At 61.7% G+C, this 24,078-nt stretch carries 25 protein-coding genes, 1 tRNA gene and 1 pseudogene; 11 read left to right on the top strand and 16 right to left on the bottom strand.

Annotated elements, in window-relative coordinates; genetic code table 11:
• Positions 1–3: 3 nt before the first annotated feature.
• The 9 genes and pseudogenes from F8N82_RS21075 to F8N82_RS21035 form a co-directional block, all read right to left on the bottom strand.
• A pseudogene (locus tag F8N82_RS21075) lies at positions 4–546 on the bottom strand (tyrosine-type recombinase/integrase); the annotation flags it as partial.
• A gap of 215 nt (positions 547–761) precedes the next feature.
• Positions 762–1,862 (bottom strand): redox-regulated ATPase YchF, encoded by a 1,101-nt coding sequence (gene ychF, locus F8N82_RS21070; protein ID WP_038997181.1) that lies wholly within the window; start codon positions 1,860–1,862, stop codon positions 762–764.
• Between the two features lie 21 nt (positions 1,863–1,883).
• Positions 1,884–2,468: an aminoacyl-tRNA hydrolase gene (gene pth, locus F8N82_RS21065; RefSeq protein WP_038997179.1), complete on the bottom strand. Its 585-nt coding sequence runs from the start codon at positions 2,466–2,468 to the stop codon at positions 1,884–1,886.
• Between the two features lie 77 nt (positions 2,469–2,545).
• The gene (locus F8N82_RS21060; RefSeq protein ID WP_038997178.1) at positions 2,546–3,145 is read right to left on the bottom strand and encodes a 50S ribosomal protein L25/general stress protein Ctc; all 600 of its coding nucleotides are present in this window, start codon (positions 3,143–3,145) and stop codon (positions 2,546–2,548) included.
• Positions 3,146–3,283: 138 nt separating this feature from the next.
• The gene (locus F8N82_RS21055) at positions 3,284–4,225 is read right to left on the bottom strand and encodes a ribose-phosphate pyrophosphokinase (RefSeq protein WP_010225730.1); all 942 of its coding nucleotides are present in this window, start codon (positions 4,223–4,225) and stop codon (positions 3,284–3,286) included.
• Positions 4,226–4,273: 48 nt separating this feature from the next.
• Positions 4,274–4,348, bottom strand: a tRNA-Gln gene (locus F8N82_RS21050).
• 34 nt (positions 4,349–4,382) lie between these two features.
• Positions 4,383–5,234, bottom strand: a complete 852-nt coding sequence (ispE, locus tag F8N82_RS21045) for a 4-(cytidine 5'-diphospho)-2-C-methyl-D-erythritol kinase (RefSeq protein WP_038997177.1) — start codon at positions 5,232–5,234, stop codon at positions 4,383–4,385.
• 3 nt (positions 5,235–5,237) lie between these two features.
• On the bottom strand, positions 5,238–5,855 hold the full coding sequence (gene lolB, locus F8N82_RS21040) for a lipoprotein insertase outer membrane protein LolB (protein WP_038997176.1): 618 nt from the start codon (positions 5,853–5,855) through the stop codon (positions 5,238–5,240).
• 4 nt (positions 5,856–5,859) lie between these two features.
• Positions 5,860–7,584 carry a tetratricopeptide repeat protein gene (locus tag F8N82_RS21035; RefSeq protein WP_038997175.1) on the bottom strand — a complete coding sequence of 575 codons (1,725 nt, stop codon included), beginning with the start codon at positions 7,582–7,584 and terminating at the stop codon, positions 5,860–5,862.
• A 176-nt stretch (positions 7,585–7,760) separates the two neighbouring features.
• Here F8N82_RS21035 and hemA point away from each other — a divergent pair, with 176 nt between their 5' ends.
• From hemA to F8N82_RS21005, 6 genes are all read left to right on the top strand, one after another.
• On the top strand, positions 7,761–9,038 hold the full coding sequence (hemA, locus tag F8N82_RS21030; protein ID WP_038997174.1) for a glutamyl-tRNA reductase: 1,278 nt from the start codon (positions 7,761–7,763) through the stop codon (positions 9,036–9,038).
• Positions 9,035–10,117: a peptide chain release factor 1 gene (prfA, locus tag F8N82_RS21025; protein ID WP_038997172.1), complete on the top strand. Its 1,083-nt coding sequence runs from the start codon at positions 9,035–9,037 to the stop codon at positions 10,115–10,117. The genes hemA and prfA overlap by 4 nt, the downstream gene beginning before the upstream one ends.
• Positions 10,118–10,948 carry a peptide chain release factor N(5)-glutamine methyltransferase gene (prmC, locus tag F8N82_RS21020; protein ID WP_038997171.1) on the top strand — a complete coding sequence of 277 codons (831 nt, stop codon included), beginning with the start codon at positions 10,118–10,120 and terminating at the stop codon, positions 10,946–10,948.
• On the top strand, positions 10,942–11,697 hold the full coding sequence (locus F8N82_RS21015; protein ID WP_038997170.1) for a molybdopterin-synthase adenylyltransferase MoeB: 756 nt from the start codon (positions 10,942–10,944) through the stop codon (positions 11,695–11,697). The genes prmC and F8N82_RS21015 overlap by 7 nt, the downstream gene beginning before the upstream one ends.
• Positions 11,690–12,490: a glutamate racemase gene (gene murI, locus F8N82_RS21010; RefSeq protein WP_038997169.1), complete on the top strand. Its 801-nt coding sequence runs from the start codon at positions 11,690–11,692 to the stop codon at positions 12,488–12,490. The genes F8N82_RS21015 and murI overlap by 8 nt, the downstream gene beginning before the upstream one ends.
• A gap of 115 nt (positions 12,491–12,605) precedes the next feature.
• Entirely contained in the window at positions 12,606–13,124 is a 519-nt protein-coding gene (locus F8N82_RS21005) for an acyloxyacyl hydrolase (protein ID WP_038997168.1), read from the top strand.
• Positions 13,125–13,145: 21 nt separating this feature from the next.
• On the opposite strand, the gene F8N82_RS21000 is transcribed toward F8N82_RS21005, so the two are convergent.
• From F8N82_RS21000 to F8N82_RS20980, 5 genes are all read right to left on the bottom strand, one after another.
• Positions 13,146–13,868, bottom strand: coding sequence for an SDR family NAD(P)-dependent oxidoreductase (locus F8N82_RS21000; protein ID WP_038997167.1), 723 nt, complete (start codon positions 13,866–13,868; stop codon positions 13,146–13,148).
• Entirely contained in the window at positions 13,865–15,307 is a 1,443-nt protein-coding gene (gene phrB / locus F8N82_RS20995; RefSeq protein ID WP_038997166.1) for a deoxyribodipyrimidine photo-lyase, read from the bottom strand. The genes F8N82_RS21000 and phrB overlap by 4 nt, the downstream gene beginning before the upstream one ends.
• Positions 15,308–15,316: 9 nt before the next feature.
• Positions 15,317–16,219, bottom strand: coding sequence for a MerR family transcriptional regulator (locus F8N82_RS20990; RefSeq protein WP_052251586.1), 903 nt, complete (start codon positions 16,217–16,219; stop codon positions 15,317–15,319).
• A complete protein-coding gene (locus tag F8N82_RS20985; protein WP_038997164.1) occupies positions 16,209–17,177 on the bottom strand; it encodes a YbgA family protein in 969 nt (322 codons plus the stop codon). The genes F8N82_RS20990 and F8N82_RS20985 overlap by 11 nt, the downstream gene beginning before the upstream one ends.
• A 157-nt stretch (positions 17,178–17,334) precedes the next feature.
• On the bottom strand, positions 17,335–18,321 hold the full coding sequence (locus tag F8N82_RS20980) for an NAD(P)/FAD-dependent oxidoreductase (RefSeq protein ID WP_038997163.1): 987 nt from the start codon (positions 18,319–18,321) through the stop codon (positions 17,335–17,337).
• Positions 18,322–18,507: 186 nt separating this feature from the next.
• Between F8N82_RS20980 and F8N82_RS20975 the strand changes: the two genes are divergently transcribed.
• Positions 18,508–19,413: a TIGR01777 family oxidoreductase gene (locus F8N82_RS20975; RefSeq protein WP_038997161.1), complete on the top strand. Its 906-nt coding sequence runs from the start codon at positions 18,508–18,510 to the stop codon at positions 19,411–19,413.
• Positions 19,414–19,426: 13 nt separating this feature from the next.
• Complete coding sequence (gene hemH, locus F8N82_RS20970) at positions 19,427–20,440, top strand: ferrochelatase (RefSeq protein WP_038997160.1); 1,014 nt, start codon at positions 19,427–19,429, stop codon at positions 20,438–20,440.
• A gap of 66 nt (positions 20,441–20,506) precedes the next feature.
• On the opposite strand, the gene F8N82_RS20965 is transcribed toward hemH, so the two are convergent.
• Together F8N82_RS20965 and upp are read right to left on the bottom strand one after the other, a co-directional pair.
• Positions 20,507–21,781 carry a uracil-xanthine permease family protein gene (locus F8N82_RS20965; RefSeq protein ID WP_038997158.1) on the bottom strand — a complete coding sequence of 425 codons (1,275 nt, stop codon included), beginning with the start codon at positions 21,779–21,781 and terminating at the stop codon, positions 20,507–20,509.
• 2 nt (positions 21,782–21,783) lie between these two features.
• Positions 21,784–22,422, bottom strand: coding sequence for a uracil phosphoribosyltransferase (upp, locus tag F8N82_RS20960; RefSeq protein WP_038997157.1), 639 nt, complete (start codon positions 22,420–22,422; stop codon positions 21,784–21,786).
• 167 nt (positions 22,423–22,589) lie between these two features.
• On the opposite strand from upp, the gene F8N82_RS20955 reads away from it, so the two are divergent.
• The 3 genes from F8N82_RS20955 to F8N82_RS20945 all read left to right on the top strand — a co-directional run bounded on the left by F8N82_RS20955 (position 22,590) and on the right by F8N82_RS20945 (position 24,062).
• A complete protein-coding gene (locus tag F8N82_RS20955; RefSeq protein ID WP_010225758.1) occupies positions 22,590–23,147 on the top strand; it encodes a hypoxanthine-guanine phosphoribosyltransferase in 558 nt (185 codons plus the stop codon).
• A gap of 86 nt (positions 23,148–23,233) precedes the next feature.
• Positions 23,234–23,701: a hypothetical protein gene (locus F8N82_RS20950; RefSeq protein WP_038997155.1), complete on the top strand. Its 468-nt coding sequence runs from the start codon at positions 23,234–23,236 to the stop codon at positions 23,699–23,701.
• A gap of 70 nt (positions 23,702–23,771) precedes the next feature.
• A complete protein-coding gene (locus tag F8N82_RS20945) occupies positions 23,772–24,062 on the top strand; it encodes a PA4642 family protein (protein WP_038997153.1) in 291 nt (96 codons plus the stop codon).
• Positions 24,063–24,078: the final 16 nt, after the last annotated feature.

Below are 24,078 nucleotides of genomic sequence, written 5' to 3'. Positions count from 1 at the left end.
TACAGCTCTCAGGGTCGCGACAGCTAATTCGAATACTGCCGACATCGTGCGTTTAGCTTCCGCCGCAACGGATGGTGCGCCACGCCTAACCGTCCTGTTAAGAATGTCTAAAACGTGCGCCGGCTTGATAGTCCGCACAGGGAGTTTTCCAATTGATGGAAACACAACTCTTTTGAGCATCCCTAGGCGACGTGTTTTCGTCACAGGCTCCCAGTCTTTCAATGCGAGCCATTCCGAGGCGACTGATTCGAACGTATTCGAGGCATCAAGCTCTCGCGTAATTTTCTCCAATTGCCGATTCTGTACTGGGCTAATTCCCTGTCTGACTAGCCTGCGAGCCTCGTCGCATTTCTCGCGAGCATTTGCCAGCGAGATACTAGGGTAGTCGCCTAGAGCGAACCAGGAGGCCTTTCCACTCAGTTTGAATCGGTAACGCCAAGCGCGCACGCCGTTCGGTTTCACCTCTAGGTAAAGGCCTCTAGCATCGTTGATGCGGTACAGCTTGGCTTTGGGCTTGGCAGCCCGGCAGTGAGCGTCCGTAAGCATCCAGGCACTGTCCCTTTCCGGAAAATTGCCATCGTATACACCTAATCGAGGGCTGTCCAAGAACCGTATACACCGGTGTAGTCGTTTTTTTGTGCATGCTGCTGCAATCTCATGCATGCCATAGAAACACGAAAGCCCCCATATATGGGGGCTTTCGGGATGATTAAAGGACTGTCTCGCAACCCTAAGCAATCACCTGCAATGCCAGCTACAATTTAGACGTTGAAGCGGAAGTGCATCACGTCACCGTCCTTGACGATGTAGTCCTTGCCTTCCAGACGCCATTTGCCAGCTTCTTTGGCGCCGCTTTCACCCTTGTACTGGATGAAGTCGTCATAGGCGACCACTTCGGCGCGGATGAAGCCTTTCTCGAAGTCGGTGTGAATCACGCCGGCCGCTTGCGGGGCGGTGGCGCCGACGCGCACGGTCCAGGCGCGGACTTCCTGCACGCCGGCAGTGAAGTAGGTCTGCAGGTTGAGCAGCGAGTAACCGGCGCGGATCACGCGATTCAGGCCTGGCTCTTCGAGGCCCAGGGCTTCGAGGAACATGTCTTTCTCTTCACCGTCGTCGAGCTCGGCGATCTCTGCCTCGATCTTGTTGCACACCGGCACCACGATCGCGCCTTCTTCTTCGGCGATGGCGCGGACCACGTCCAGGTGCGGGTTGTTGTCGAAGCCGTCTTCGGCAACGTTGGCGATGTACATCACAGGCTTGCTGGTCAGCAGGTGGAAGCCGCGAACCAGGGCCTTCTCGTCGTCTGCCATGTTCTTCATCAGGCTGCGCGCAGGCTTGCCTTCGGTGAAGTGCGGGATCAGTTTTTCGAGGATGGCTTTCTGCGCCAGGGCGTCCTTGTCACCGCCCTTGGCGTTGCGCGCGACTTTCTGCAGTTGCTTCTCGCAGCTGTCGAGGTCGGCGAAGATCAGTTCCAGGTCGATGATCTCGATGTCGCGCTTGGGATCGACGCTGTTGGAGACGTGAATCACGTTCTCGTCTTCGAAGCAGCGCACCACGTGGGCGATGGCGTCGGTCTCGCGGATGTTGGCGAGGAACTTGTTGCCCAGGCCTTCACCTTTCGAGGCGCCGGCAACCAGGCCGGCGATGTCGACGAATTCCATGGTGGTCGGCAGCACGCGGTTCGGCTTGACGATGGCCGCCAGGGCGTCCAGACGTGCATCGGGCATTGGCACGATGCCGCTGTTCGGCTCGATGGTGCAGAACGGGAAGTTCTCAGCGGCGATGCCGGATTTGGTCAAGGCGTTGAACAGGGTGGACTTGCCGACGTTGGGCAGGCCGACGATGCCGCAATTGAAACCCATGGTGAATCCCTCTTCGTGGAGTCAGGCCTTTTGGCTGTGCAGCTCTCTCATCGCACGCGTCCAGTCGCCGGCGAGGATGTCCGGCAGCACGCCGAGGGCAAAATCGATACTGGCGTCCAGCTTCTCCTGCTCGGCGCGTGGCGCCTTGCCGAGGACGAAACCGGAGACCCTGCTGCTGTCACCCGGGTGGCCGATGCCAAGCCGCAGACGGTGAAAGTCATTCTGGTTGCCGAGCTGGGCGATGATGTCGCGCAGCCCGTTGTGCCCGCCGTGGCCGCCGCCCTTCTTGAGCTTGGCGACGCCGGGAGGCAGGTCGAGTTCGTCGTGGGCCACCAGGATGGCATCTGGCGGGATGCGGAAAAAATTCGCCAGTGCAGCAACGGCTTGGCCGCTGCGGTTCATGTAGGTGGTCGGAATCAGCAGACGAACGTCGTTGCCCTGATGGCTGAATTTAGCCGTCAGGCCGAAATACTTGCGGTCGGCGGTCAGGTTGACGCGCTGGGCGCTGGCAATGCGTTCTACGAAAAGAGCCCCTGCGTTATGCCGGGTCTGTTCGTATTCGGGGCCGGGGTTTCCCAGGCCGACGATCAGTTGGATGGCGGTCACGTCAGGGGCTCTTCCTTGGAGTTGTGGGTTACAGCGCTGGGCACTGTAACCCGGTCAACGCCGGCGTGCTGAGTAGATTACTCGGCAGCGCCTTCTGCAGCTTCAGGCGCAACACGCGGAGCGTGAACGTTGGCAACAGCCAGGTCGTTACCGTGAGCCAGAGCGACGAACTCAACGCCTTTCGGAGCTTTGAGGTCCGACAGGTGGACGATCGCGCCGACTTCGGCGTTGGCCAGGTCGACTTCGATGAACTCAGGCAGGTCTTTGGCTTCGCAGGAAACTTCGATCTCGTTGACAACGTGGGAGATCTCGCCGCCTTTCTTGACCGGAGCTTCTTCGTTGATGAAGTGCACTGGTACTTTGGCGGTCAGTTTCTGGCCAGCAACAACGCGGACGAAGTCAGCGTGCAGGATGAATTGCTTGGCTGGGTGACGCTGCATCGCTTTAACAACGACGTTTTCTTTCTTGCCGTCGATGTTCAGTTCGATAACGTGGCTATAAGCAGCTTCGTTTTCGAACAGCTTGGCGATTTCCTTGGCCACGATGGTCAGGGATTGAGCTTCTTTGTCACCACCGTAAACAACGGCAGGGATCTGGGCGGCGAGACGACGCAGGCGGCGGCTCGCACCTTTCCCCAGGTCGGTACGCGCTTGGGCGTTCAGAGTGAAATCAGTCATTTTGTATCTCCAAAATAGCCATCTCCCGCAGGCGTTTGCGACCAGCGCCAAACGGGGTGGGCAAAAAAGCCCCGCCCCAACAACCAGTGTTGGGGCGGGGCGCTTTTCGTCAACGAGAGATTCGCGAGGGTAAAACCCTCAGCGGAACATCGCGCTGATCGATTCTTCATTGCTGATGCGGCGAACCGCCTCGGCAACAACCGGTGCGATATCCAGTTGACGGATACGGTCACAGGCTTGTGCTGCAGCGGACAGCGGGATGGTGTTGGTCACCACCAGTGCGTCCAGCACGGAGTTCTCGATATTCTCGATCGCCCGACCCGACAGGACAGGGTGCGTGCAGTAGGCGTAAACCTTGGCAGCGCCGTGTTCTTTCAGGGCTTTGGCCGCGTGGCACAGGGTGCCGGCGGTGTCGACCATGTCGTCGACGAGAATACAGGTACGTCCTTCGACGTCGCCAATGATATGCATCACTTCGGAGTGATTGGCCTTTTCACGGCGTTTGTCGATGATACCCAGATCAACGCCCAGGGACTTGGCAACAGCACGTGCACGCACGACGCCGCCGATGTCCGGGGACACGATCATGAGGTTCTCGAAACGCTGGTCTTCGATGTCATCCACCAGAACGGGGGAGCCGTAGATGTTATCTACCGGAATATCGAAGAAACCCTGGATCTGGTCAGCGTGCAGGTCGACGGTGAGAACACGGTCGATACCTACGACGGTGAGCATGTCAGCGACGACTTTGGCGCTGATAGCTACACGCGCCGAACGCGGACGGCGATCCTGGCGGGCATATCCGAAGTAAGGAATCACGGCAGTGATTCGGGAAGCTGAGGAGCGGCGGAAGGCATCGGCCATCACTACCAGTTCCATCAGATTATCGTTGGTTGGCGCGCAAGTCGGCTGAATGATGAAAACGTCCTTACCACGAACATTTTCATTAATCTCAGTGCTGATTTCGCCGTCGGAGAACTTTCCGACAGAAACATCACCCAGTGGGATATGCAGCTGACGTACGACACGCCGAGCCAGATCGGGGTTAGCGTTCCCCGTAAAGACCATCATCTTGGACACGCGCAGTACCTGAAGGCTGAGGGTATACCTGGATGAGTATAAGGAAAATGGCAGGGGCGGCTGGATTCGAACCAACGCATGGCAGGATCAAAACCTGCTGCCTTACCGCTTGGCGACGCCCCTGTATCTGTTGCTGCGAGTACCTGGTACTCGATTCCTAGAGCAGACTCTGCAGCTTGCGATGCAACATCGAAACGTTGCTTCCCTTAGCTACAAACCCTGTTTGGGTCTCTGCAAGAAGGGCCAAAACTTTATCAGCTTCAGCTTTGTTTGGGAAGGCCCCAAACACACAACTTCCAGTGCCGGTAAGCCGAGCGTCAGTGAATTCGTTTAACAAATTCAACGATTTGCGTACCTCTGGGTAACGCTGCTCTACCACCGGTTGGCAGTCATTTCGACTGTTTCCCTTGGGAACGGGGCGCATCTTAAGGGGCAAGGAATCACGTGTCAACAGCGGATCTGAAAAAATTTCTGCTGTGCTAACAAATACTTGCGGGACCAGCACAACGTACCAGGGCTCTTCGGGGTCGACCGGGGTCAGCTTCTCGCCCACGCCCTCGGCGAACGCCGCATGGCCGCGCACGAAAACCGGCACGTCGGCGCCCAGGCTCAGACCCAGTTCGGCCAGTTGGTCTTCGCTCAAGCCCAGTTGCCACAAATGGTTGAGACCGAGCAGGGTGGTGGCGGCGTCGGAGCTGCCACCGCCAATGCCGCCGCCCATGGGCAGGATCTTTTTCAGCCAGATATCCACGCCCTGGCTGCAGCCGGTCAGGGCCTTGAGCTTGCGCGCGGCCTTGACGATCAGGTTGTTGTCATGGGGAATGTTGTCGATCTCGCTGAGCAGGCGAACTTCACCGTCTTCGCGCAGGGCGAAGGACAGTTCGTCGGCGTGGTCGAGAAACTGGAACAGGGTTTCCAGCTCATGGTAGCCGTCAGGGCGGCGACCCAGAATGTGCAGCATCAGGTTGAGCTTGGCCGGTGCCGGCAGGGTCAGGGTTGCAGTGTTCATAGATCAGTGGCCCAGTCGCCGAGGTTGCCAGTCCTTGACCACCAGGGTCACGTCGAGGTTTTGCCCGTGCAGCTTGATGCGTTCGGGCAGCCAGTAGCCGTTCTGTTCAGCGTAGCTCAGGTACTGCACGTCCCAGCCATCCTGCTTGAGGCTGGCCAGGCGGCTGTCGCCATCGAGGGTCAGCTGGCTCTTGCTGTCGGGGGCGGGCAGGCCGCGAATCCACCAGACCAGGTGCGAAACCGGCAGCTCCCAGCCCAGTTGTTCTTCGAGCAGGGCTTCCGGGCTTTGCGCCTCGAAGCGACCCTGGTTGGCGACTTCGAGGGTGACGCCGCCGGGGCGCCCGGTCAGGCGTGCGGCGCCCCGACCCAGCGGGCCGGACAGGCGGATGTCGTAGTAATCCTGGCGTTGCAGCCAGAACAGCGTGCCGCTGCCGGAGTCTTTCGGCGCGCGGATACCGACCTTGCCGTTGATCTGCCAGCCATCGAGGGTGCTCAGTTGTTGCTTGTGCTCGCGCCACAGTTGGGGGCTCCCTTCGCCCCGCAGGGCCTCGCGGGAGCCGAAGCCGGCACAGCCGGCAAGCAGGGCGATCAGGCAGAAGGTGATGCAGTGGCGCAAAAACATAGGCTTATAGAGTCTCGGATCCGGTCAGGCGCAGGACGGTCTTGCGCAGGATAGGGCTGTCGGGCTGGGCTTCGAAGCCTTTGGCCCAGACTTGGCGGGCTTCGCGGCGCTTGCCGTTGGCCCAGAGCACTTCACCCAGGTGGGCGGCGACTTCGTGGTCGGGGAAGCGTTCGAGGGCCTGGCGCAGCAGGCGTTCGGCTTCATCGAGGTTGCCCATGCGGTAGTTGACCCAGCCGAGGCTGTCGAGCACCGCCGGATCGTCCGGGGTGATCTGGTGTGCCTTGTCGATCAGGGTCTTGGCTTCAGCGTAACGGCTGGTGCGGTCGGCCAGGGTGTAGCCCAGGGCGTTGAGGGCCATGGCGTTTTCCGGCTCGCGGCTGATGATGCTGCGCAGGTCTTTTTCCATCTGTGCCAGGTCGTTGCGTTTTTCCGCCAGCATGGCGCGGGTGTACAGCAGGTTCAGGTCGTCCGGGTATTGCTTGATCGCTTGCTGCAGCACCTGCTCGGCTTGGGCATTCTTGTCATTGCTGCCCAAGGCTTCGGCTTCGATCAGGTACAACTGGATGGCGTAGTCGGGCTGGGCGTCACGGGCTGCGGCCAAGCGCCGCGAAGCTTCGCTGCTGCGGCCATTGGCGATAAGGATATCGGCCTGGCGCAGCTGCGCCGGCAGGTAGTCGGTGCCGGGGCCGACCAGGGCATATTCGTTCAGGGCGCTTTCGGGGTCGTTGCGCTCCTCGTGGATGCGGCCCAGGTTCAGGTGCGCGGCATCGACATGGCTGTCGCGGGCGATCAGCTCTTCGAGGTAGCCGGCGCCTTCGTCCCAGTCCTTGGTTTCCAGGCTGACCAGGGCCAGCGAGTAACGCAGCTCGTCGTCATCCGGGTACTGCTGGACCAGGCTGACGAACTCGGCCTTGGCATCGGCCAGGCGATCTTGCTCAACCAGCATGCGCGCGTAGGTCAGGCGCAGGCGCTTGTCGTCGGGGTACTGGCGAATGGTTTTTTGCAGCAACGGCAGGGCTTCCTTGCCGCGGTCCAGGCCTTGCAGCAGGCGGGCGCGCAGCAACACCGGGGCAATCTCGCCAGCCTCGGGCGGGTGCGCTTCGAGCAGGTCGAGGGCGGCCTGGGCCTTGCCGTCCTGTTGCAGCAGCAGGGCCTTGCCGAACACCAGTTGACCGTTGTCGGGGTATTTCACCAGCAAGCGGTCGAAGCTGTTTTGCAAACCGGCGCGGGTGTCCGGGTCGGTTTCGAGCGCCGACAGGGCGAGGAAATCGAAGTGCGTGTCGCCCTGGCCCTGGAGGACTTTCTCCATGAACGCCATCGACTCGTCATAGCGACCGCCACGGGCCAGCTGTATGGCAGCGGCGCGCTGGGCGTCGAGGTTGTCCGGATCGTTTTTCGCCCAGATCAGCGAGGTGTCCAGCGCGGCCTGGTCGGCGCCGAGGTATTCGGCGATGCGGTAGGCGCGCTCGGAAATGCCCGGGTCCTGGGTCTTGATCGCCTGGCTGACATAGTTGTCCAGGGCGATATCGAAGCGATCGCGCTGGCCGGCAAGTTCTGCGCTCAGCAGGCTGTACACGGTGTCCTGGCTGAACGACCCGTAGACGATAGGCTTGGCCGGTTGCACCGGGGCGGCATCTGCAGGCGCCTTGGCATCCGGTGAATCCGGGGCCAGGGTCTGACAGCCCTGGAGCAAGGCAAGGGCAAGGAGCAACGCGTAGGATCTATTCATAATCGGGATTTGGGCGGCTTACCAGCGGTCGGATCATCATGACACAAGCGCCGGGGCAAACCCATAAGCGAAGGTCTCGGTAGGGGTAGACTATAGAGACAATAGCGAGCGGTGGTTGTTCTGCGCTCTGCGAAGTAGGACAATTATCGGCTTCTCGTCACAATCAGCGACCTTGCATGGCCTTTCTTGCCCTCGGTATCAACCATAAGACTGCCTCGGTAGACGTACGCGAGCGCGTGGCGTTTACCCCTGAGCAGTTGGTGGACGCCTTGCAGCAGCTCTGCCGACTGACCGCCAGCCGCGAAGCCGCGATCCTTTCGACCTGCAACCGCAGCGAGCTTTATATAGAGCAGGACCACCTGGCTGCAGAGAGCATCCTGCGCTGGCTGGCCGAATATCATCAGCTGAGCCTGGATGAACTGCGCGCCAGTGCCTACATCCATGAAGATCACGATGCCGTGCGGCACATGATGCGGGTGGCCTCGGGCCTCGACTCGCTGGTGCTGGGTGAGCCGCAGATCCTCGGGCAGATGAAATCGGCCTACGCCGTGGCCCGCGAAGCCGGCACCATCGGCCCGCTGCTCGGGCGCCTGTTCCAGGCCACCTTCAGCGCCGCCAAGCAGGTGCGTACCGATACCGCCATCGGTGAAAACCCGGTGTCGGTGGCCTTTGCCGCCGTGAGCCTGGCCAAGCAGATCTTCAGTGACCTGGGCCGCAGCCAGGCGCTGCTGATCGGCGCCGGTGAAACCATTACCCTGGTGGCCCGTCACCTGCACGAGCAGGGCGTGCGGCGCATCGTCGTCGCCAACCGGACCCTGGAGCGCGCCAGCACCCTGGCCGAACAGTTCGGCGCCCATGCGGTGCTGCTGGCCGACATTCCCCAGGAGCTGGTCAACAGCGATATCGTCATCAGTTCCACCGCCAGCCAGTTGCCGATCCTCGGCAAGGGCGCGGTGGAAAGCGCCCTGAAACAGCGCCGGCACAAGCCGATCTTCATGGTCGACATCGCTGTGCCGAGGGATATAGAACCGCAGGTTGGCGAGCTCGATGACGTGTACCTGTACACCGTCGATGACCTGCACGAAGTGGTCGCCGAGAACCTCAAGAGCCGCCAGGGCGCTGCCCAGGCCGCCGAAGAACTGGTTTCGGTGGGCGCCGAAGATTTCATGCTGCGCCTGCGCGAGCTGGCGGCGGTGGATGTACTCAAGGCTTACCGTCAGCAGAGCGAACGCTTGCGCGACGAAGAGCTGCAAAAGGCCCAGCGCCTGCTGGCCAATGGCGCCAGTGCCGACGACGTGCTGGTGCAACTGGCCCGTGGCTTGACCAACAAACTGCTGCATGCGCCCAGCGTGCAGCTGAAAAAGCTCTCTGCCGAAGGCCGCCTCGATGCGCTGGCCATGGCCCAGGAACTCTTTGCCCTCTCCGAGGGTTCGACGGATAAAACCCCGCAATGAAAGCGTCGCTGCTCAATAAACTGGACACGCTCCAGGACCGTTTCGAGGAACTGACCGCCCTGCTGGGCGATGCCGAGGTCATTTGCGACCAGACTCGCTTTCGCGCCTATTCCCGTGAATATGCCGAAGTCGAGCCGGTAGCCGTTGCCTACGCGCAGTGGCGCAAGGTCCAGGATGACCTGGCCGGTGCCCAGGCGTTGCTCAAGGACAGCGACCCGGACCTGCGCGAAATGGCGGTGGACGAAGTGCGCGAAGCCAAGGAGCAACTGGCGCTGCTGGAAAACCAGCTGCAGCGTATGCTGCTGCCCAAGGATCCCAACGACGGGCGCAACGTGTTCCTGGAAATCCGCGCCGGTACCGGCGGTGATGAAGCGGCGATCTTCTCCGGCGACCTGTTCCGCATGTATTCGCGTTACGCTGAGAAACGCGGCTGGCGCCTGGAGATTCTCTCGGAGAACGAAGGCGAGCACGGCGGCTACAAGGAAATCATTGCTCGGGTCGAAGGCGACAGCGTTTACAGCAAGCTGAAGTTCGAGTCCGGCGCCCACCGCGTCCAGCGTGTGCCCGAGACCGAGTCCCAGGGCCGTATCCACACCTCGGCCTGCACCGTGGCGGTGCTGCCGGAGCCTGATGAGCAGGTGGCGATCGAGATCAACCCGGCGGACTTGCGTGTCGACACCTACCGCGCCTCCGGTGCCGGTGGTCAGCACATCAACAAGACTGACTCGGCGATCCGCATCACCCACTTGCCCACGGGCATCGTCGTCGAGTGCCAGGAAGAACGTTCCCAGCACAAGAACCGGGCCCGGGCGATGTCCTGGCTGTCGGCCAAGCTCAACGACATCCAGACCAGCGCGGCGCAGAATGCCATGGCCAGCGAGCGCAAGCTGCTGGTTGGCTCGGGTGATCGTTCCGAACGAATTCGTACCTACAACTATCCACAGGGGCGGGTGACCGATCACCGTATCAACCTGACCCTGTATTCCCTGGATGACGTTCTGGCCGGTGGGGTGGACGCGGTAATCGAGCCGTTGCTGGCCGAGTACCAGGCGGATCAACTGGCTGCACTGGGTGAGTAAATGACGATTATTGCCAGCTTGCTCCGCGGTGCGCAGCTGCCAGATTCGCCGACGGCGCGTCTGGATATCGAACTGCTGTTGGCTGCGGCCATCGGCAAGTCGCGCAGCTACCTGCACACCTGGCCGGAGCGTATTGTCACCAGCGAAGCGGCGCTGACCTTTGCCGACTACCTGCAACGCCGCCGCGCCGGCGAGCCGGTGGCCTACATTCTGGGGCAGCAGGGGTTCTGGAACCTCGACCTGGAGGTGGCCCCGCATACCTTGATCCCGCGGCCAGAAACCGAACTGCTGGTCGAAACCGCCCTGCGGTTGCTGCCGGCCAGCGCCGTCAAGTTGCTCGACCTGGGCACCGGCACCGGCGCGATTGCCCTGGCCCTGGCCAGTGAACGTCCGCTGTGGCAGGTCACCGCCGTCGACCGCGTGCTCGAAGCCGTGGCTTTGGCCGAGCGCAACCGCCAGCGCCTGCAACTGAACAATGTCACAGTGCGCAGCAGCCACTGGTTCGATGCCCTGGCCGGCGAGCGCTTTGAGCTGATCATCAGCAACCCGCCGTACATTGCTGCCGCCGACCCGCACCTGGTGGCTGGTGATGTGCGCTTTGAGCCAAGCAGTGCGCTGGTCTCCGGCGCAGACGGGCTGGACGATCTGCGCAGCATCGTCAGCCAGTCGCCGGAGCACCTGCTGCCCGCTGGCTGGCTGCTGCTCGAGCACGGTTATGACCAGGCCGCCGCCGTGCGCGAGCTGCTGGCCAAACATGATTTCGAGCAGATCGAAAGCCGCCTCGACCTCAACGGCCACGAGCGCATCACCCTGGGACGGCTGTCGTGCTGACCGACCAGGAGCTGTTGCGCTACAGCCGGCAGATCCTCCTGGCGCAGGTGGACATCGACGGTCAGCTACGCCTGAAAAACAGCCGGGCGTTGATCGTCGGTCTCGGTGGCCTCGGTTCGCCAGTGGCGCTGTACCTGGCAGCGGCCGGTGTCGGCGAGCTGCACCTGGCCGATTTCGACACGGTGGACGTCACCAACCTGCAGCGCCAGGTATTGCACGACAGTGCCTCGGTAGGCCTGAGCAAGGTCGATTCGGCGATTGCCCGCCTCACGGCGATCAACCCTGAAATCACCCTGCAGGCCCATCGCAGTGCCCTCGATGAAGACTCCCTGGCCGAAGCGGTCAAGGCCGTGGACCTGGTGCTGGATTGCTCGGACAACTTCGCCACCCGCGAAGCGGTCAATGCTGCCTGTGTCGCCCACGGCAAGCCGCTGGTCAGCGGCGCGGCCATTCGCCTGGAAGGGCAGTTGTCGGTGTTCGACCCGCGTCTTGCGCATAGCCCCTGCTATCACTGCCTATACGGGCATGGCAGCGAAGCCGAGCTGACCTGCAGCGAAGCCGGTGTCCTCGGCCCGCTGGTCGGGCTGGTCGGCAGCCTGCAAGCACTTGAGGCGCTGAAGCTGCTGGCCGGTTTCGGTGAGCCGCTGGTAGGGCGCTTGCTGCTGATCGATGCCCTCGGTAGTCGCTTCCGTGAGCTGCGGGTCAAGCGTGACCCGGGCTGCAGCGTGTGTGGCAAGCATCATGGCTGACGTTGCGGCGGCGCCGGTCGGCGTTTTCGATTCCGGAGTCGGCGGCCTGTCGGTGCTGGCCGAGATCCAGCGCCTGCTGCCCAACGAGTCGCTGCTGTACGTCGGCGACTGCGGGTACATTCCCTATGGCGAGAAGTCGCCGGAGTTCATCCGTCAGCGCTGCCGGATGGTCGCCGAGTTCTTCCGTGCACAAGGCGCCAAGGCCATGGTCCTGGCCTGTAATACTGCGACAGTGGCGGCGGTGGCTGATTTGCGCGAACAGTATCCGCGCTGGCCGATAGTAGGGATGGAGCCGGCGGTAAAACCCGCCGCGGCGGCAACCCGCAGCGGTGTCGTCGGAGTGCTGGCCACCACCGGTACCTTGCAGAGCGCCAAATTCGTCGCCTTGCTCGATCGCTTTGCCAATGACGTGCGCGTCGTCACCCAGCCCTGCCCGGGCCTGGTGGAGTGTATCGAGGCGGGCGACCTGAACAGCCCGGTAGTGCGCGAGATGCTGCAAGGCTATGTAACCCCCTTGCTCGATGCTGGTTGCGACACCCTGATCCTGGGCTGCACCCATTACCCCTTCCTCAAGCCTTTGCTGGCGCAAATGATCCCGGCCTCGGTAGCCATCATCGATACCGGCGCTGCGGTCGCCCGGCAGTTGCAGCGCTTGCTGGGTGAGCGTGAACTTCTGGCCGCCGGGCCGGCGCGTGATGCGCAATTCTGGACCAGTGCCAGCCCCGAACATTTGCGAAACATCCTTCCAATGTTGTGGAATAAGTCTGACAGTGTGCGAAGCTTCCCAATGTGAAAAAAGTGTGAAAAGCACTCAACATTGACTGAACTAACGCAACGCTGTCGATTTCTATTTATTGTCTGGTGAGACAGAAAAACCAACAACAGCATTAGGAAAAAGGACGTTTCTCATGAAGAAACTGCTTTGCTTGGCTGCGCTTGCAGCCGTAACCCTGGGGCAATCTTTTACAACTCAAGCGGCGGACGTGTCGTTCTCGGTCGGGCAGACCGGCGACTCGACCATGACCTATCGCCTCGGTCTGCAATCGAACTGGGATGCTAGCTGGTGGCAAACCAGCGTAGGCCGTATCACCGGCTATTGGGATGGTGCCTACACCTTTTGGGATGGCGACGAGACAGCAAGTAACCACAGCCTGTCATTTGCGCCGGTGTTCGTTTACGAGTTCGCCGGTGAGTCGGTCAAACCTTATATCGAAGCCGGAATTGGTGTCGCCGCGTTCTCCAGTACCGAAGTCGAGAGCAGCAAGCTGGGCTCTTCTTTCCAGTTCGAAGACCGTATCGGCTTTGGTCTGCGCTTCGCTGGCGGACATGAAGTTGGCGTGCGCGCGATCCACTATTCCAACGCCGGGCTGAAAACGCCCAACGATGGGGTGGAAAGTTACTCGCTGCATTACCGCATGCCGCTCTGATCCTGCATCAAGCCCTGTGCTTTACACAGGGCTTGCAGGTTGTTCGGGCAGTGGCCAGAGGCTGTTGAGATTGAGGGCTTCGAGCAGAAGCTCAGGGGCACGCTCTGGCAGTCGCTGGATGATCACATCCGCGGCGCTTTGCGGCGTCCACTGTTCAGGCCGGACCTGAACCGCCACCAGCGGCATTTTCAACGCCTGGGGCGCGACCACGGTCAAGGCGATGCCTTTGCTCTCCAGCATCTGTCGCTCAGCGCGAAACACCTGTGCCAGGTTGTTGTCCGGCGTTGCCGGTTGGCTTGGCTCATAAAGTTGCAGCGCCGAATAGCGGCTGAGCACCGCCAGGACTTGCGGCGCCTGGCCTTTTTCCAATAACGGCACAGCAACGTTCAGGCAGTGGATCGAGGCGCTCAGATTGCTGCTGGCGATGGCTTCGAAAATTGCCGTCGGCGGGAGGCTGGCGTCCAGGTAATCGCAGGTGCCGGCATTCACCAGCAGGCAATCGAGGGCGCCCCAGTGAGCCTGGAGTTGCTGGCCGGCTTGCACCGCCTGCACGCCATCATCCAGATTGCCGTCAAGCAACAACAACTGCTCGGGGTTGAGCTGCGACAGTCCCTTCAATTCAGGCGATGCGCGTCCGCTGGCAGCGACTTTCCAGCCTTGCTCAAGCAGTTGCTGCACCAACGCAAGGCCCAGGCCGCTGCCTGCGCCGGTGACCCACACCTTACGCGCGATGGGTTCGCTCACCTTACTGCCCTCTCTTCCTGCCGCGTGGGTAAATTCTTGAATGCATCCAACGCACGTTGGCGACTGCTGCCGAGGTCCACAATGGGCTGTGGATAAAGAATAGAAGCAAAAAGATCGTCAGTAATCACTGGGTTGTGGATTTTTTTTTCATCCAGTTCCGCCAGTTCCGGCAGCCATTGCCGAATGAAGCTACCGCCTTCATCGAAGCGTTGCGACTGGCTGAGCGGATTGAAAATACGAAAGTACGGCGCGGCATCGGTACCGGTTGATGCGCTCCATTGCCAGCCGCCGTTGTTGGCGGCCAGATCACCATCGATCAGGTGGCGCATGAAGAAGCGCTCGCCTTCGCGCCAGTCTATCAGCAGGTTCTTGGTCAGGAACATGGCGACGATCATGCGCAGACGGTTGTGCATCCAGCCGGTGGCGAGCAATTGGCGCATGGCCGCATCGATGATCGGGATACCGGTCTGCCCTTGCTGCCAGGCCTCGAGTTCGTCCGGCGCATGGCGCCAGGGCAGGGCTTCGGTTTCCCGGCGGAAGGCACGGTGCATCGAAACCCGCGGGTAGCCAGCCAGAATGTGCTTGTAGAACTCCCGCCAGAGCAGCTCGTTGATCCAGGTCACCAGGCCGCGGTTGCCACTGTCGAACTCGCCGAAGTTGTGGTTTAGCGCGGCATGCAGGCACTGGCGCGGCGAGATCACCCCGGCTGCCAGGTAGGCTGACAACTGGCTGGTACCGGCGACTGCGGGGAAGTCACGCTGCACCTGGTAGTCTTCGGCGCATTCGTCGATGAAGCGTTGCAGGCGGCGCTGTGCTTCTTCTTCACCCGCTGGCCAGTGCGCGCGCAAGGACTGTGTGGGTGCCTTGAAACCGGCAACTTCATCAGGCACCGGGTCGCTGGCGACCGTTGTCGACGATTGCGCCTTGATCACGTTGGCCAGGGGCGGCAAGCCCAGGTGCAGGCGCTCGTAGCAGACCTTGCGGAACTGGCTGAAGACCTGAAAGTAGCCGCCGCTGCGGGTCAGGATGCTGCCGGGCCTGAACAGCAACTGGTCGAGATAGCCGTGCACGGCGATGCCTTGCTGACCAAGGGCGGTCTGTACCGCCTGGTCGCGGGTGCTCTCATTGGCGCCATATTCCTCGTTGAAATGCACCGCCTGGACCTGATGCTCACGGCACAGTTTCAGCAGGGTCTGCGGCGCCTGTTGCCAGGTGTCGGCGTGGCGGATCAACAGGGGAATGTTCAATTGCGCCAGCGCTGTGCTCAGGCTTTGCAGGTTGCGCAACCAGAAGTCGACCTTGCATGGCGCATCGTCATGACTCTGCCACTGTCCGGGGCTGATCAGCCACACCGCCAGGGTCGGGCCGCGTTCGCAGGCCGCTGCCAGTGCAGTGTTGTCGAGTACGCGCAGGTCGCTGCGCAGCCAGATCAGTTGCATGGTGTTCCTTTACCGTTGACGGTGGTGTTCAGGCGTGCGCCCACTGAGTTGTTGCAGGCAGTGCAGCGCCGCCTGGGGCGAGTCGAGGGCAAACAGCGTCTCGTCCGTCCAGGCCTGCAGGGCATGCTTATGAATGCTGACTGCGCGGCCACACAGGAGTTTCGGAATTTCGACGTTGGCCAGGTTGCGTTGCAATCGACTGATGTCGAGTGACTTGTCGAGGCTCAGCAGCAACGCCCATGGCTGCAGTTGGGCGACCGCCAGGCTCAGCTCGTTGCCGGGCGGCGGCCAGTCGAACACCTGCACCGGATACCCGGCATTGCTCGCCAGCCAAGCGCACAGCCACAGCCGTGGATCGAAGGCCAGGTCCGAGCCGTTGACCAGCAGCAACGGGGCGCCGCCAAGTTGATGGTTGTTGTGGTAGATCCGCGTGCCCAGTTTGCTGCGCAGCCAGGAATGAAAGAACACTTGCTCAAGGCCCGCGGCAAACTGGCCCTGCCAGCGCAGTTCCAGATCGGCAAGCAACGGCATCAACAGCTGTTCGCAGAGCGTTGCCGCCGGGTATAGGGTCATGGCCTGGTTCAGCTGTTGCTCAAGCCGGCGCTCGGCGAGGGCGGCGATTGCGTCCTTGAGTTGCTCGCGCAGGTTTTGCCAGTCACTGCCCGGCGACTGCGCTTCACAGGGTGGGGTCTCCAGCAAGGTTTTGACCTGGCTGACCGCAGCGCCGCGGTTGAGCCAGGTGAGAATCTGCTGGATACACTGGACGTTTTCCTGGCTGTAGAGGCGATGGCCCTTACCGGTGCGCTGCGGCACGATCAAACCGTAACGGCGTTCCCAGGCGCGCAGGGTGACCGGGTTGACTCCGGTCAGGCGTGTCACCTCGCGGATCGGCAGCAGGGCTTCAGATGGCATTGCGCAGACTCAGGTTTTCCGGGTGCGGTTGCAGGTACACCTGCTGCGCCAGATACGGGTCGGGGTGGTTGCGCAAGTGATGCTTGAGCAGGGTCAGTGGCACCACCAGCGGCACTACCCCAGCATGGTACTGAGCGATCAGTTGCTGGATTTCCTGCTTGTCGTCGCGGCTCAGGGCATCGCGCAGGTAACCGCTCAGGTGCAGCAGCACGTTGCTGTGCGTGCCGCGGCTGGCGCAGCGACGCAGGGCCTGCATCAGCTGGCTGAAATAATGCGGGGCGAGTACTTCGGGGTCGTCGTCACGGCTCATGCTACCCAACAGCTTGCCCAGGGTCTTGTATTGCTGCGGGTTGTGCGCCATCAGCTGATATTTGTAGCGGGCATGAAAAGTGATCAGGGCGCCGCGACTGATCCCATTGGCAATCACCTGTTGCCAGTCGGCGTAGGCGTACACCCGGGTGATGAAGTTCTCGCGCAACACCGGATCACAGAGCCGGCCATCTTCCTCCACTGGCAGGTCGCGCCGTTGTTCACAGAATGCGGCGGCGAACAGCCCACGGCCGCCTTCACGCGCCGGGTAGCCATTGGCCTGGTAGACCTTGACCCGCTCCAGGCCGCAGGAGGGTGATTTGTGCATGAAGATGTAGCCGCAGATGTCGTCGAGGTCCTTGGCCATCTGCTGACCATAGGCGCGCAGCGGGCCGGACAAATCCAGGCCGGGGTCGCGACTGCAGACGGCCTGCGGGTCGGCAGGGTCGCCAACCAGGCGAATAGGTGCACGCGGCACGCCCAGGCCGATGGCGACCTCTGGGCAGACCGGGACGAAATCGAAATGTTCGCTGAGGATCTCGTTGCACAGCCGCGAGGCTTTGTGGCCGCCGTTGAAGCGTACCTCTTGACCGATCAGGCAGGCGCTGACAGCGATGCGGGGTTTGCGCGGCAGGTCACGAGCGTCCATGAACAGATCCTGAAAAAAGATTGTACAAAAATATAATTATGTACAGGTAAATCCCATCATAGAGATAAACCTATGCAAGTCAAATTACTTGTACAGCCTTTGTGCAGGGTGTCGAAAAACGTCGGGAGGGGCTGGCCAGAAGCGGCCCCAGAAGGTGTTACTCCAGGTGTTCCAGCAGGCGTCGGGCAGCTTCCTGGCCGCTGAGCCAGGCGCCTTCGACCCGGCCGGACAGGCACCAGTCGCCGCAGGCATACAAACCCAGATCAGCGTCGGCCAAGGCGCCCCATTCGTGGTTGCTGGCCGGGCGGGCATAGAGCCAGCGGTGGGCGAGGGAGAAGTTCGGCGCCGGCACCACGCAGCCGACCAATTCGGCGAAGTCGCCCCATAGCTGTTCGATCACGGCCTCCTTGGCCAGGTCGATGTGTTGCTTGCTCCAGCTGGAGGTGGCATGCAGTACCCAGGTGTCCATGTGCTCATCGCGTCCGGGTTTGCTGCGGTTGCGTGCCATCCAGTCGAGGGCACTGCCTTGCACGAAACAGCCCTGCATCGGGGTGTCGAGCGGGGTGTCGAAGGCCAGGGCAATCGCCCAGGTCGGGTCCATCTGGACACCGGCGGCCGCTGCGGCGAGCTTGGGCGCAGAGGCCAGCAGCGGGGTTGCCTGGGGCGCCGGAACCGCCACCACCACCCGACTGAAAGGGCCATGGCTGCAACCGTCGGTGTCCTGCAGGTGCCAGTACTTCTGGCCGCGATAGACCTCGGCGATGCGGCAACTGAAATTCACCGTGACATCCTTGAGCAGGCCGCGGGTAATGGCGCTCATGCGCGGTACGCCGACCCAGCGCGTCTGTTCGTCGGGGGAGGGGCTGAGCACGCCATCCTGATACTGGTACAGCTGCGGCTTCCACTCGGCTGCCCAGCCAGCGGCCACCCATTGCTGGAGCTGGTCGACGAAGCGCCGGTCGCGGGCAGTGAAGTACTGGGCGCCAAGATCAAGGGCACCTGCATCGCTGCGCTTGCTGGCCATGCGCCCGCCGCTGCCGTGGCCCTTGTCGAACAAGTGAACGGTCTGCCCGGCCTTTTGCAACGCCTGGGCGGCGGACAGGCCGGCGATACCGGCCCCGATGATGGCAATTGGTACAGTCATGATGGCCTCTTCGAACCTGATGGTTGCAGACTACGCTGCTCGGCAAACCTGTACAATGCATGAATCTTGTATAAGATGATTCCGCTCGTTACCACAGGTTGGCCTATGTTTATCCGAGAGCGATCGGTCAAAAAAGTGCCTTGTTGTTAAAAATAGACCACTGGCGCGCCATGTGAGGACACAGCCATGCATATATTGCTGACCGGCGGTACCGGGTTGATCGGCCAACACCTGTGTCAGCACTGGCTGGCCCAGGGGCATCGGTTGACGGTCTGGAGTCGACGCCCTGAGCAGGTGGGCAGGTTATGTGGTGCTGGCGTGCGCGGCATTGCCCGTCTCGATGAGCTGGACGATGACGATAGCGTGGATGCGCTGATCAACCTGGCCGGTGCGCCGATCGCCGATCGGCCCTGGAGCTCCAGCCGTCGCGCCTTGCTCTGGGCCAGCCGTATCACCTTGACCGAGCAACTGCTGGCGTGGCTGGAGAGGCGCCAGCAGCGCCCCGAGGTGCTGATCTCGGGCTCGGCGGTAGGCTGGTATGGCGATGGTGGCGAGCGTGAACTCACCGAAGCCTCGCAGCCGGTCAAGGAGGATTTTGCCAGTCAGCTGTGCATCGCCTGGGAAGAAACTGCCATGGCCGCGCAGCCGCTGGGGATCCGTGTGGTGCTGGTGCGTACCGGCCTGGTGCTGTCGAGCGAGGGCGGCTTTTTGTCGCGCCTGCGCCTGCCGTTCAAACTGGGGCTGGGCGGGCCTATCGGCGATGGTCGCCAGTGGATGCCGTGGATCCATATACACGACCAGATCGCCCTGATTGATTTTCTCTTGCAGCACAAGGATGCCAGCGGTCCTTATAATGCCTGCGCCCCGGAGCCGGTGCGCAACCGCGAGTTTGCCAGGCGTCTGGGCCGGGCCATGCATCGCCCGGCGTTCATGCCGCTGCCGGCGCTGGTGCTCAAGGCCGGGCTTGGCGAGTTGTCGACCCTGCTGCTGGGTGGGCAACGGGCGCGGCCGGTACGTTTGCTGGCTGCCGGTTTCACCTTCCGCTTCAATGATCTGCAATCGGCCCTGGATGAACTGTCCAGCCGCCTCTGAAATAGGACGTTGCATGACCGATCACGCTTTGCTGCTGGTCAACCTGGGTTCACCGGCCTCCACCTCTGTCGCCGACGTGCGCCGGTACCTCAATCAGTTTCTCATGGACCCCTATGTCATCGACCTGCCGTGGCCGGTGCGGCGTTTGCTGGTATCGCTGATCCTGATCAAGCGCCCGGAGCAGTCGGCCCACGCCTATGCCTCGATCTGGTGGGACGAGGGCTCGCCGCTGGTGGTGCTGACCCGCCGCCTGCAGGCAGCCATGCGCGAGCAGTGGAGCCACGGTCCGGTGGAAATCGCCATGCGCTACGGCGAGCCTTCGTTGCCGACGGTACTGGCGCGCCTGGCCAGCCAAGGCGTGAAGAAGGTCACCCTGGCGCCGCTGTACCCACAGTTTGCCGACAGCACGGTGACCACGGTCATCGAACAGGCCAGGCAAGTGATTGCCGAGCAGAAGCTGCCGCTCGAGATGGCGATTCTGCCGCCGTTCTACGACAAGCCTGAATACATCGATGCCCTGGTGGCCAGCGCGCAGCCTTATCTGCAGGAGGATTACGATCACCTGCTGCTGAGCTTCCATGGCCTGCCCGAGCGGCACCTGAAAAAACTCGACCCCACCGGCAAGCATTGCTTGCAGGACGCTGATTGCTGCCGTGACGCGTCGCCCGAGATGCTTGCAGTCTGCTATCGCGGCCAGTGCCTGCGCACCGCTCAGGCGTTCGCGAAAAAAATGGGCATCCCCGATGGCAAGTGGTCGGTGTCGTTTCAGTCACGGCTGGGGCGGGCGAAGTGGATCGAGCCCTACACCGAAACCCGGCTGGATGAACTGGGCAAGTCAGGCGTGAAAAAGCTGCTGGTGATGTGCCCGGCGTTTGTCGCCGACTGCATCGAGACCCTGGAGGAGATCGGTGATCGTGGGCGTGAGCAGTTTGTCGAGGCGGGTGGCGAGGAGTTGGTGCTGGTGCCGTGCCTGAATGATCACCCGCAATGGGTGCAGGCGTTGAAGGGGATGTGCGAAAAGGCTTGAGTGCCTCATCGCGGGGCAAGCCCGCTCCTACAGTAGGAGCGGGCTTGCCCCGTGATGGATTTCAGATCAAGGCAACTGATCGTCCAGCGCCTTGTTCTTCCAGCTGTCGTTACCCGGCAGCAGCAGGTTCAGCGCGATAGCCACCACGGCGCACAGGGCGATGCCCTTCAGGCCCCAGTCATCCGGGCCGGTGCCGCTACCGATCAGCACGCCGCCGATACCGAACACCAGGGTCACCGAAACGATCACCAGGTTGCGCGCCTCGCTGAGGTCGATCTTGTGCCGGATCATGGTGTTCATGCCCACCGCCGCGATCGAGCCGAACAGCAGGCAGAGGATGCCGCCCATTACCGGTACCGGAATGCTTTGCAGCAGCGCGCCGAACTTGCCGATGAAGGCCAGGGTGATGGCAAAGACTGCCGCCCAGGTCATGATCTTCGGGTTGTAGTTCTTGGTCAGCATCACCGCGCCGGTCACTTCGGCGTAGGTGGTGTTGGGCGGCCCGCCGAACAGGCCGGCGGTGGTGGTGGCGATGCCGTCACCGAGCAGGGTGCGGTGCAGGCCAGGCTTTTTCAGGTAGTCGCGGCCAGTCACGCTGCCTACCGCAATCACCCCGCCGATGTGCTCGATCGCAGGCGCCAGGGCTACCGGTACGATGAACAGGATCGCCTGCCAGTTGAACGCTGGCGCGGTGAAGTGCGGCAGGGCCAGCCAGGGGGCGGCGGCGATCTTGGCGGTGTCGACCACACCAAAGTAGAACGACAGGGCAAAGCCTACCAGCACGCCGGCGATGATTGGCACCAGGCGGAAGATGCCTTTGCCGAATACCGCGACGATCAGGGTGGTCAGCAGCGCCGGCATGGAGATCATCATGGCGGTGCTGTAAGGCAGCAACTCGGCGCCGTCACCGGCCTTGCCCATGGCCATGTTGGCGGCAATCGGCGCCATGGCCAGGCCGATGGAGATGATCACCGGGCCGATCACTACCGGTGGCAGCAGGCGGTCGATAAAGCCGGTGCCTTTGATTTTCACCGCAAGGCCGAGGAAGGTGTAGACGAAGCCTGCCGCCATGACCCCGCCCATGGTTTCGGCCAGGCCGAACTGGCCCTTGGCGAGGATGATCGGGGTAATGAAGGCAAAGCTCGAAGCCAGGAACACCGGCACCTGACGGCCGGTAACCACCTGAAACAGCAGAGTTCCCAAACCCGCAGTGAACAGCGCGACGTTGGGGTCGAGGCCGGTAATCAGCGGCATCAATACCAGCGCGCCGAAGGCGACGAAGAGCATCTGCGCGCCGGAGACGACCTGGCGCCAGAGCGGGTCGTTGAACTCATCCTGCATGTTCAGGCGTCCTTCTGCTTGGTACCGAAGATCTTGTCACCGGCATCGCCCAGGCCTGGGATGATGTAGCCGTGCTCGTTCAGGCGCTCGTCGATCGAGGCGGTGTAGATCTGGACATCCGGGTGCGCTTTCTCGACCACGCTGATGCCTTCCGGTGCGGCGACCAGTACCATGGCGCGAATGTCCTTGCAGCCGGCTTTCTTGAGCAGGTCGATCGTTGCAACCATCGACGCGCCGGTGGCCAGCATCGGGTCGATGATCAGCGCCAGACGCTCGTTGATTTCCGGTGCCAGTTTTTCCAGGTAGGTGTGCGCTTCGAGGGTTTCCTCGTTGCGGGCGACGCCCACGGCGCTGACCTTGGCGCCCGGAATCAGGCTGAGCACGCCGTCGAGCATGCCGATGCCGGCGCGCAGGATCGGTACTACAGTGATCTTCTTGCCAGCGATTTTCTCGACCTGGACCTTGCCGCACCAGCCATCGATTTCATAGCTTTCCAGGGGCAGGTCTTTGGTCGCTTCGTAGGTCAGGAGCGTGCCGACTTCCTGGGCGAGCTCGCGAAAGTTCTTGGTGCTGATATCGGCACGGCGCATCAGGCCGAGCTTGTGGCGGATCAGCGGATGGCGGATCTCACGGGTAGGCATAAGGAAAAGCTCCGGGGGGGGGCGGGCAAAAAAACCGCGCTAGATTAATCTATTCAGCCATGCATGTCCTCAGGCTTACTGGACGTTAGTCCAGAAATGCTTGATCTGACGCGATTGGATGCGTACCTTTGCCCGCTTTTCTCAATTGCCGCCCCTTGGAGAGCGCCATGTCCGCCGATCTCGAGCACATCCGTCAAGTCATGCGCGAGGCTGACTGCCTGCACACCGAAGCCGAAGTCGAGGCAGCCATCGCCCGCGTGGGCGCGCAGATCACCGAAGTGCTGGCCGACAGCAACCCGGTGGTGTTCTGCGTGATGAACGGCGGCCTGATCTTCGCCGGCAAACTGCTGACCCATCTGCAATTCCCGCTGGAATCTTCCTATCTGCACGCCACCCGCTACCGCAACCAGACCAGTGGCGGCGACCTGTTCTGGAAGGCCAAGCCGGAAGTCTCGTTCATTGATCGCGATGTGCTGATCATCGACGACATTCTTGACGAAGGTCATACCCTCAGCGCAATTATCGATTTCTGCAAACATGCCGGTGCCCGCGCCGTGCATACTGCCGTGCTGATCGACAAGGACCATGACCGCAAGGCCAGCGCCGACCTCAAGGCCGATTTCTGCGGCCTGAGCTGTGTTGACCGTTATGTGTTCGGTTACGGCATGGACTACAAAGGTTACTGGCGCAACGCCAATGGTATTTACGCCGTCAAAGGTCTCTGACGTCCAGCAGTGGGGCAAGTCGACCCGGCTTGCCCGGTGAGCGCAACCCCATGCTAGAGTGCCAGGCTGCCCCCAAGGAGCCTGTCATGCGAGCACTTTTCCCCCTGTTGTTCCTGCTGAGCCTGCCGCTGGCCGCAGCGCCCCTGCACAGCCAGTTCCTGCCGCCCGATGACCTTGGGGTGCGCAAGGAAACTGCCGATTCGCAGCAGTTGCTGCAGGTCACCAGCTACTCGGTGGTGGTGGGCAATCAGCGCCAGTCCAACCAGCAACCGATCCCCGTCACTTCGCCGTTGATCCTGCGCCTCAAGGGCAAGCCGCTGAGCAAGGGCGCGACCATCAGCCAGGTATTGATCAGCTTCGATGCCGAAAGCAAAAGCCTGAAAAAGCCGGTGTTCGACGACAAAAGCAAGACCCTGACGCTCAACTATCCGCTGGCCCAGTACCGGGTGATGCTCGATCTGTTGCGCAACGATACCGTCTATGTGCAGTTCCTCAGTTACCCCAATGGCCATATCTGGGCCGATCTGCACACCGGCAGCGTACGCGCGCGTTGAGTGCCGGCGCTGCCCGGGGGTAAACTGCCGACCTGTGAAAATGTCCGTGATGGTCCAGTTGGAGTCGGCAATGCGTAAAGACAAGAAGCAAGTGATTGGTGATGAGATCAGCGACGACTACATCAAGTCGTTCCTCCAGTACGAGCCGGCCGATAACGTTACTTCGCCGTCGCATCACAAGCTGATCAAGGGCTATCGCGGCCTGCGCATCGATGACTTCGAGCGCTATGTCGGCTTTTTCGTCGAAGCCGGTTATGACCTTGACGGCAAGGACGAGCACGGCCAGACCTTTATCGAGGCCATCAAGGATCAGCGCAGCGCCGCCGAGTACATCGAGATCATCGACAAGGCCCGCAGCTGATACCAGCGCCCATAAA

This window comes from Pseudomonas fluorescens, assembly GCF_902497775.2.
Taxonomy (GTDB): domain Bacteria; phylum Pseudomonadota; class Gammaproteobacteria; order Pseudomonadales; family Pseudomonadaceae; genus Aquipseudomonas; species Aquipseudomonas putida_F.
This window is presented reverse-complemented; position numbering and strand designations above follow the sequence as displayed.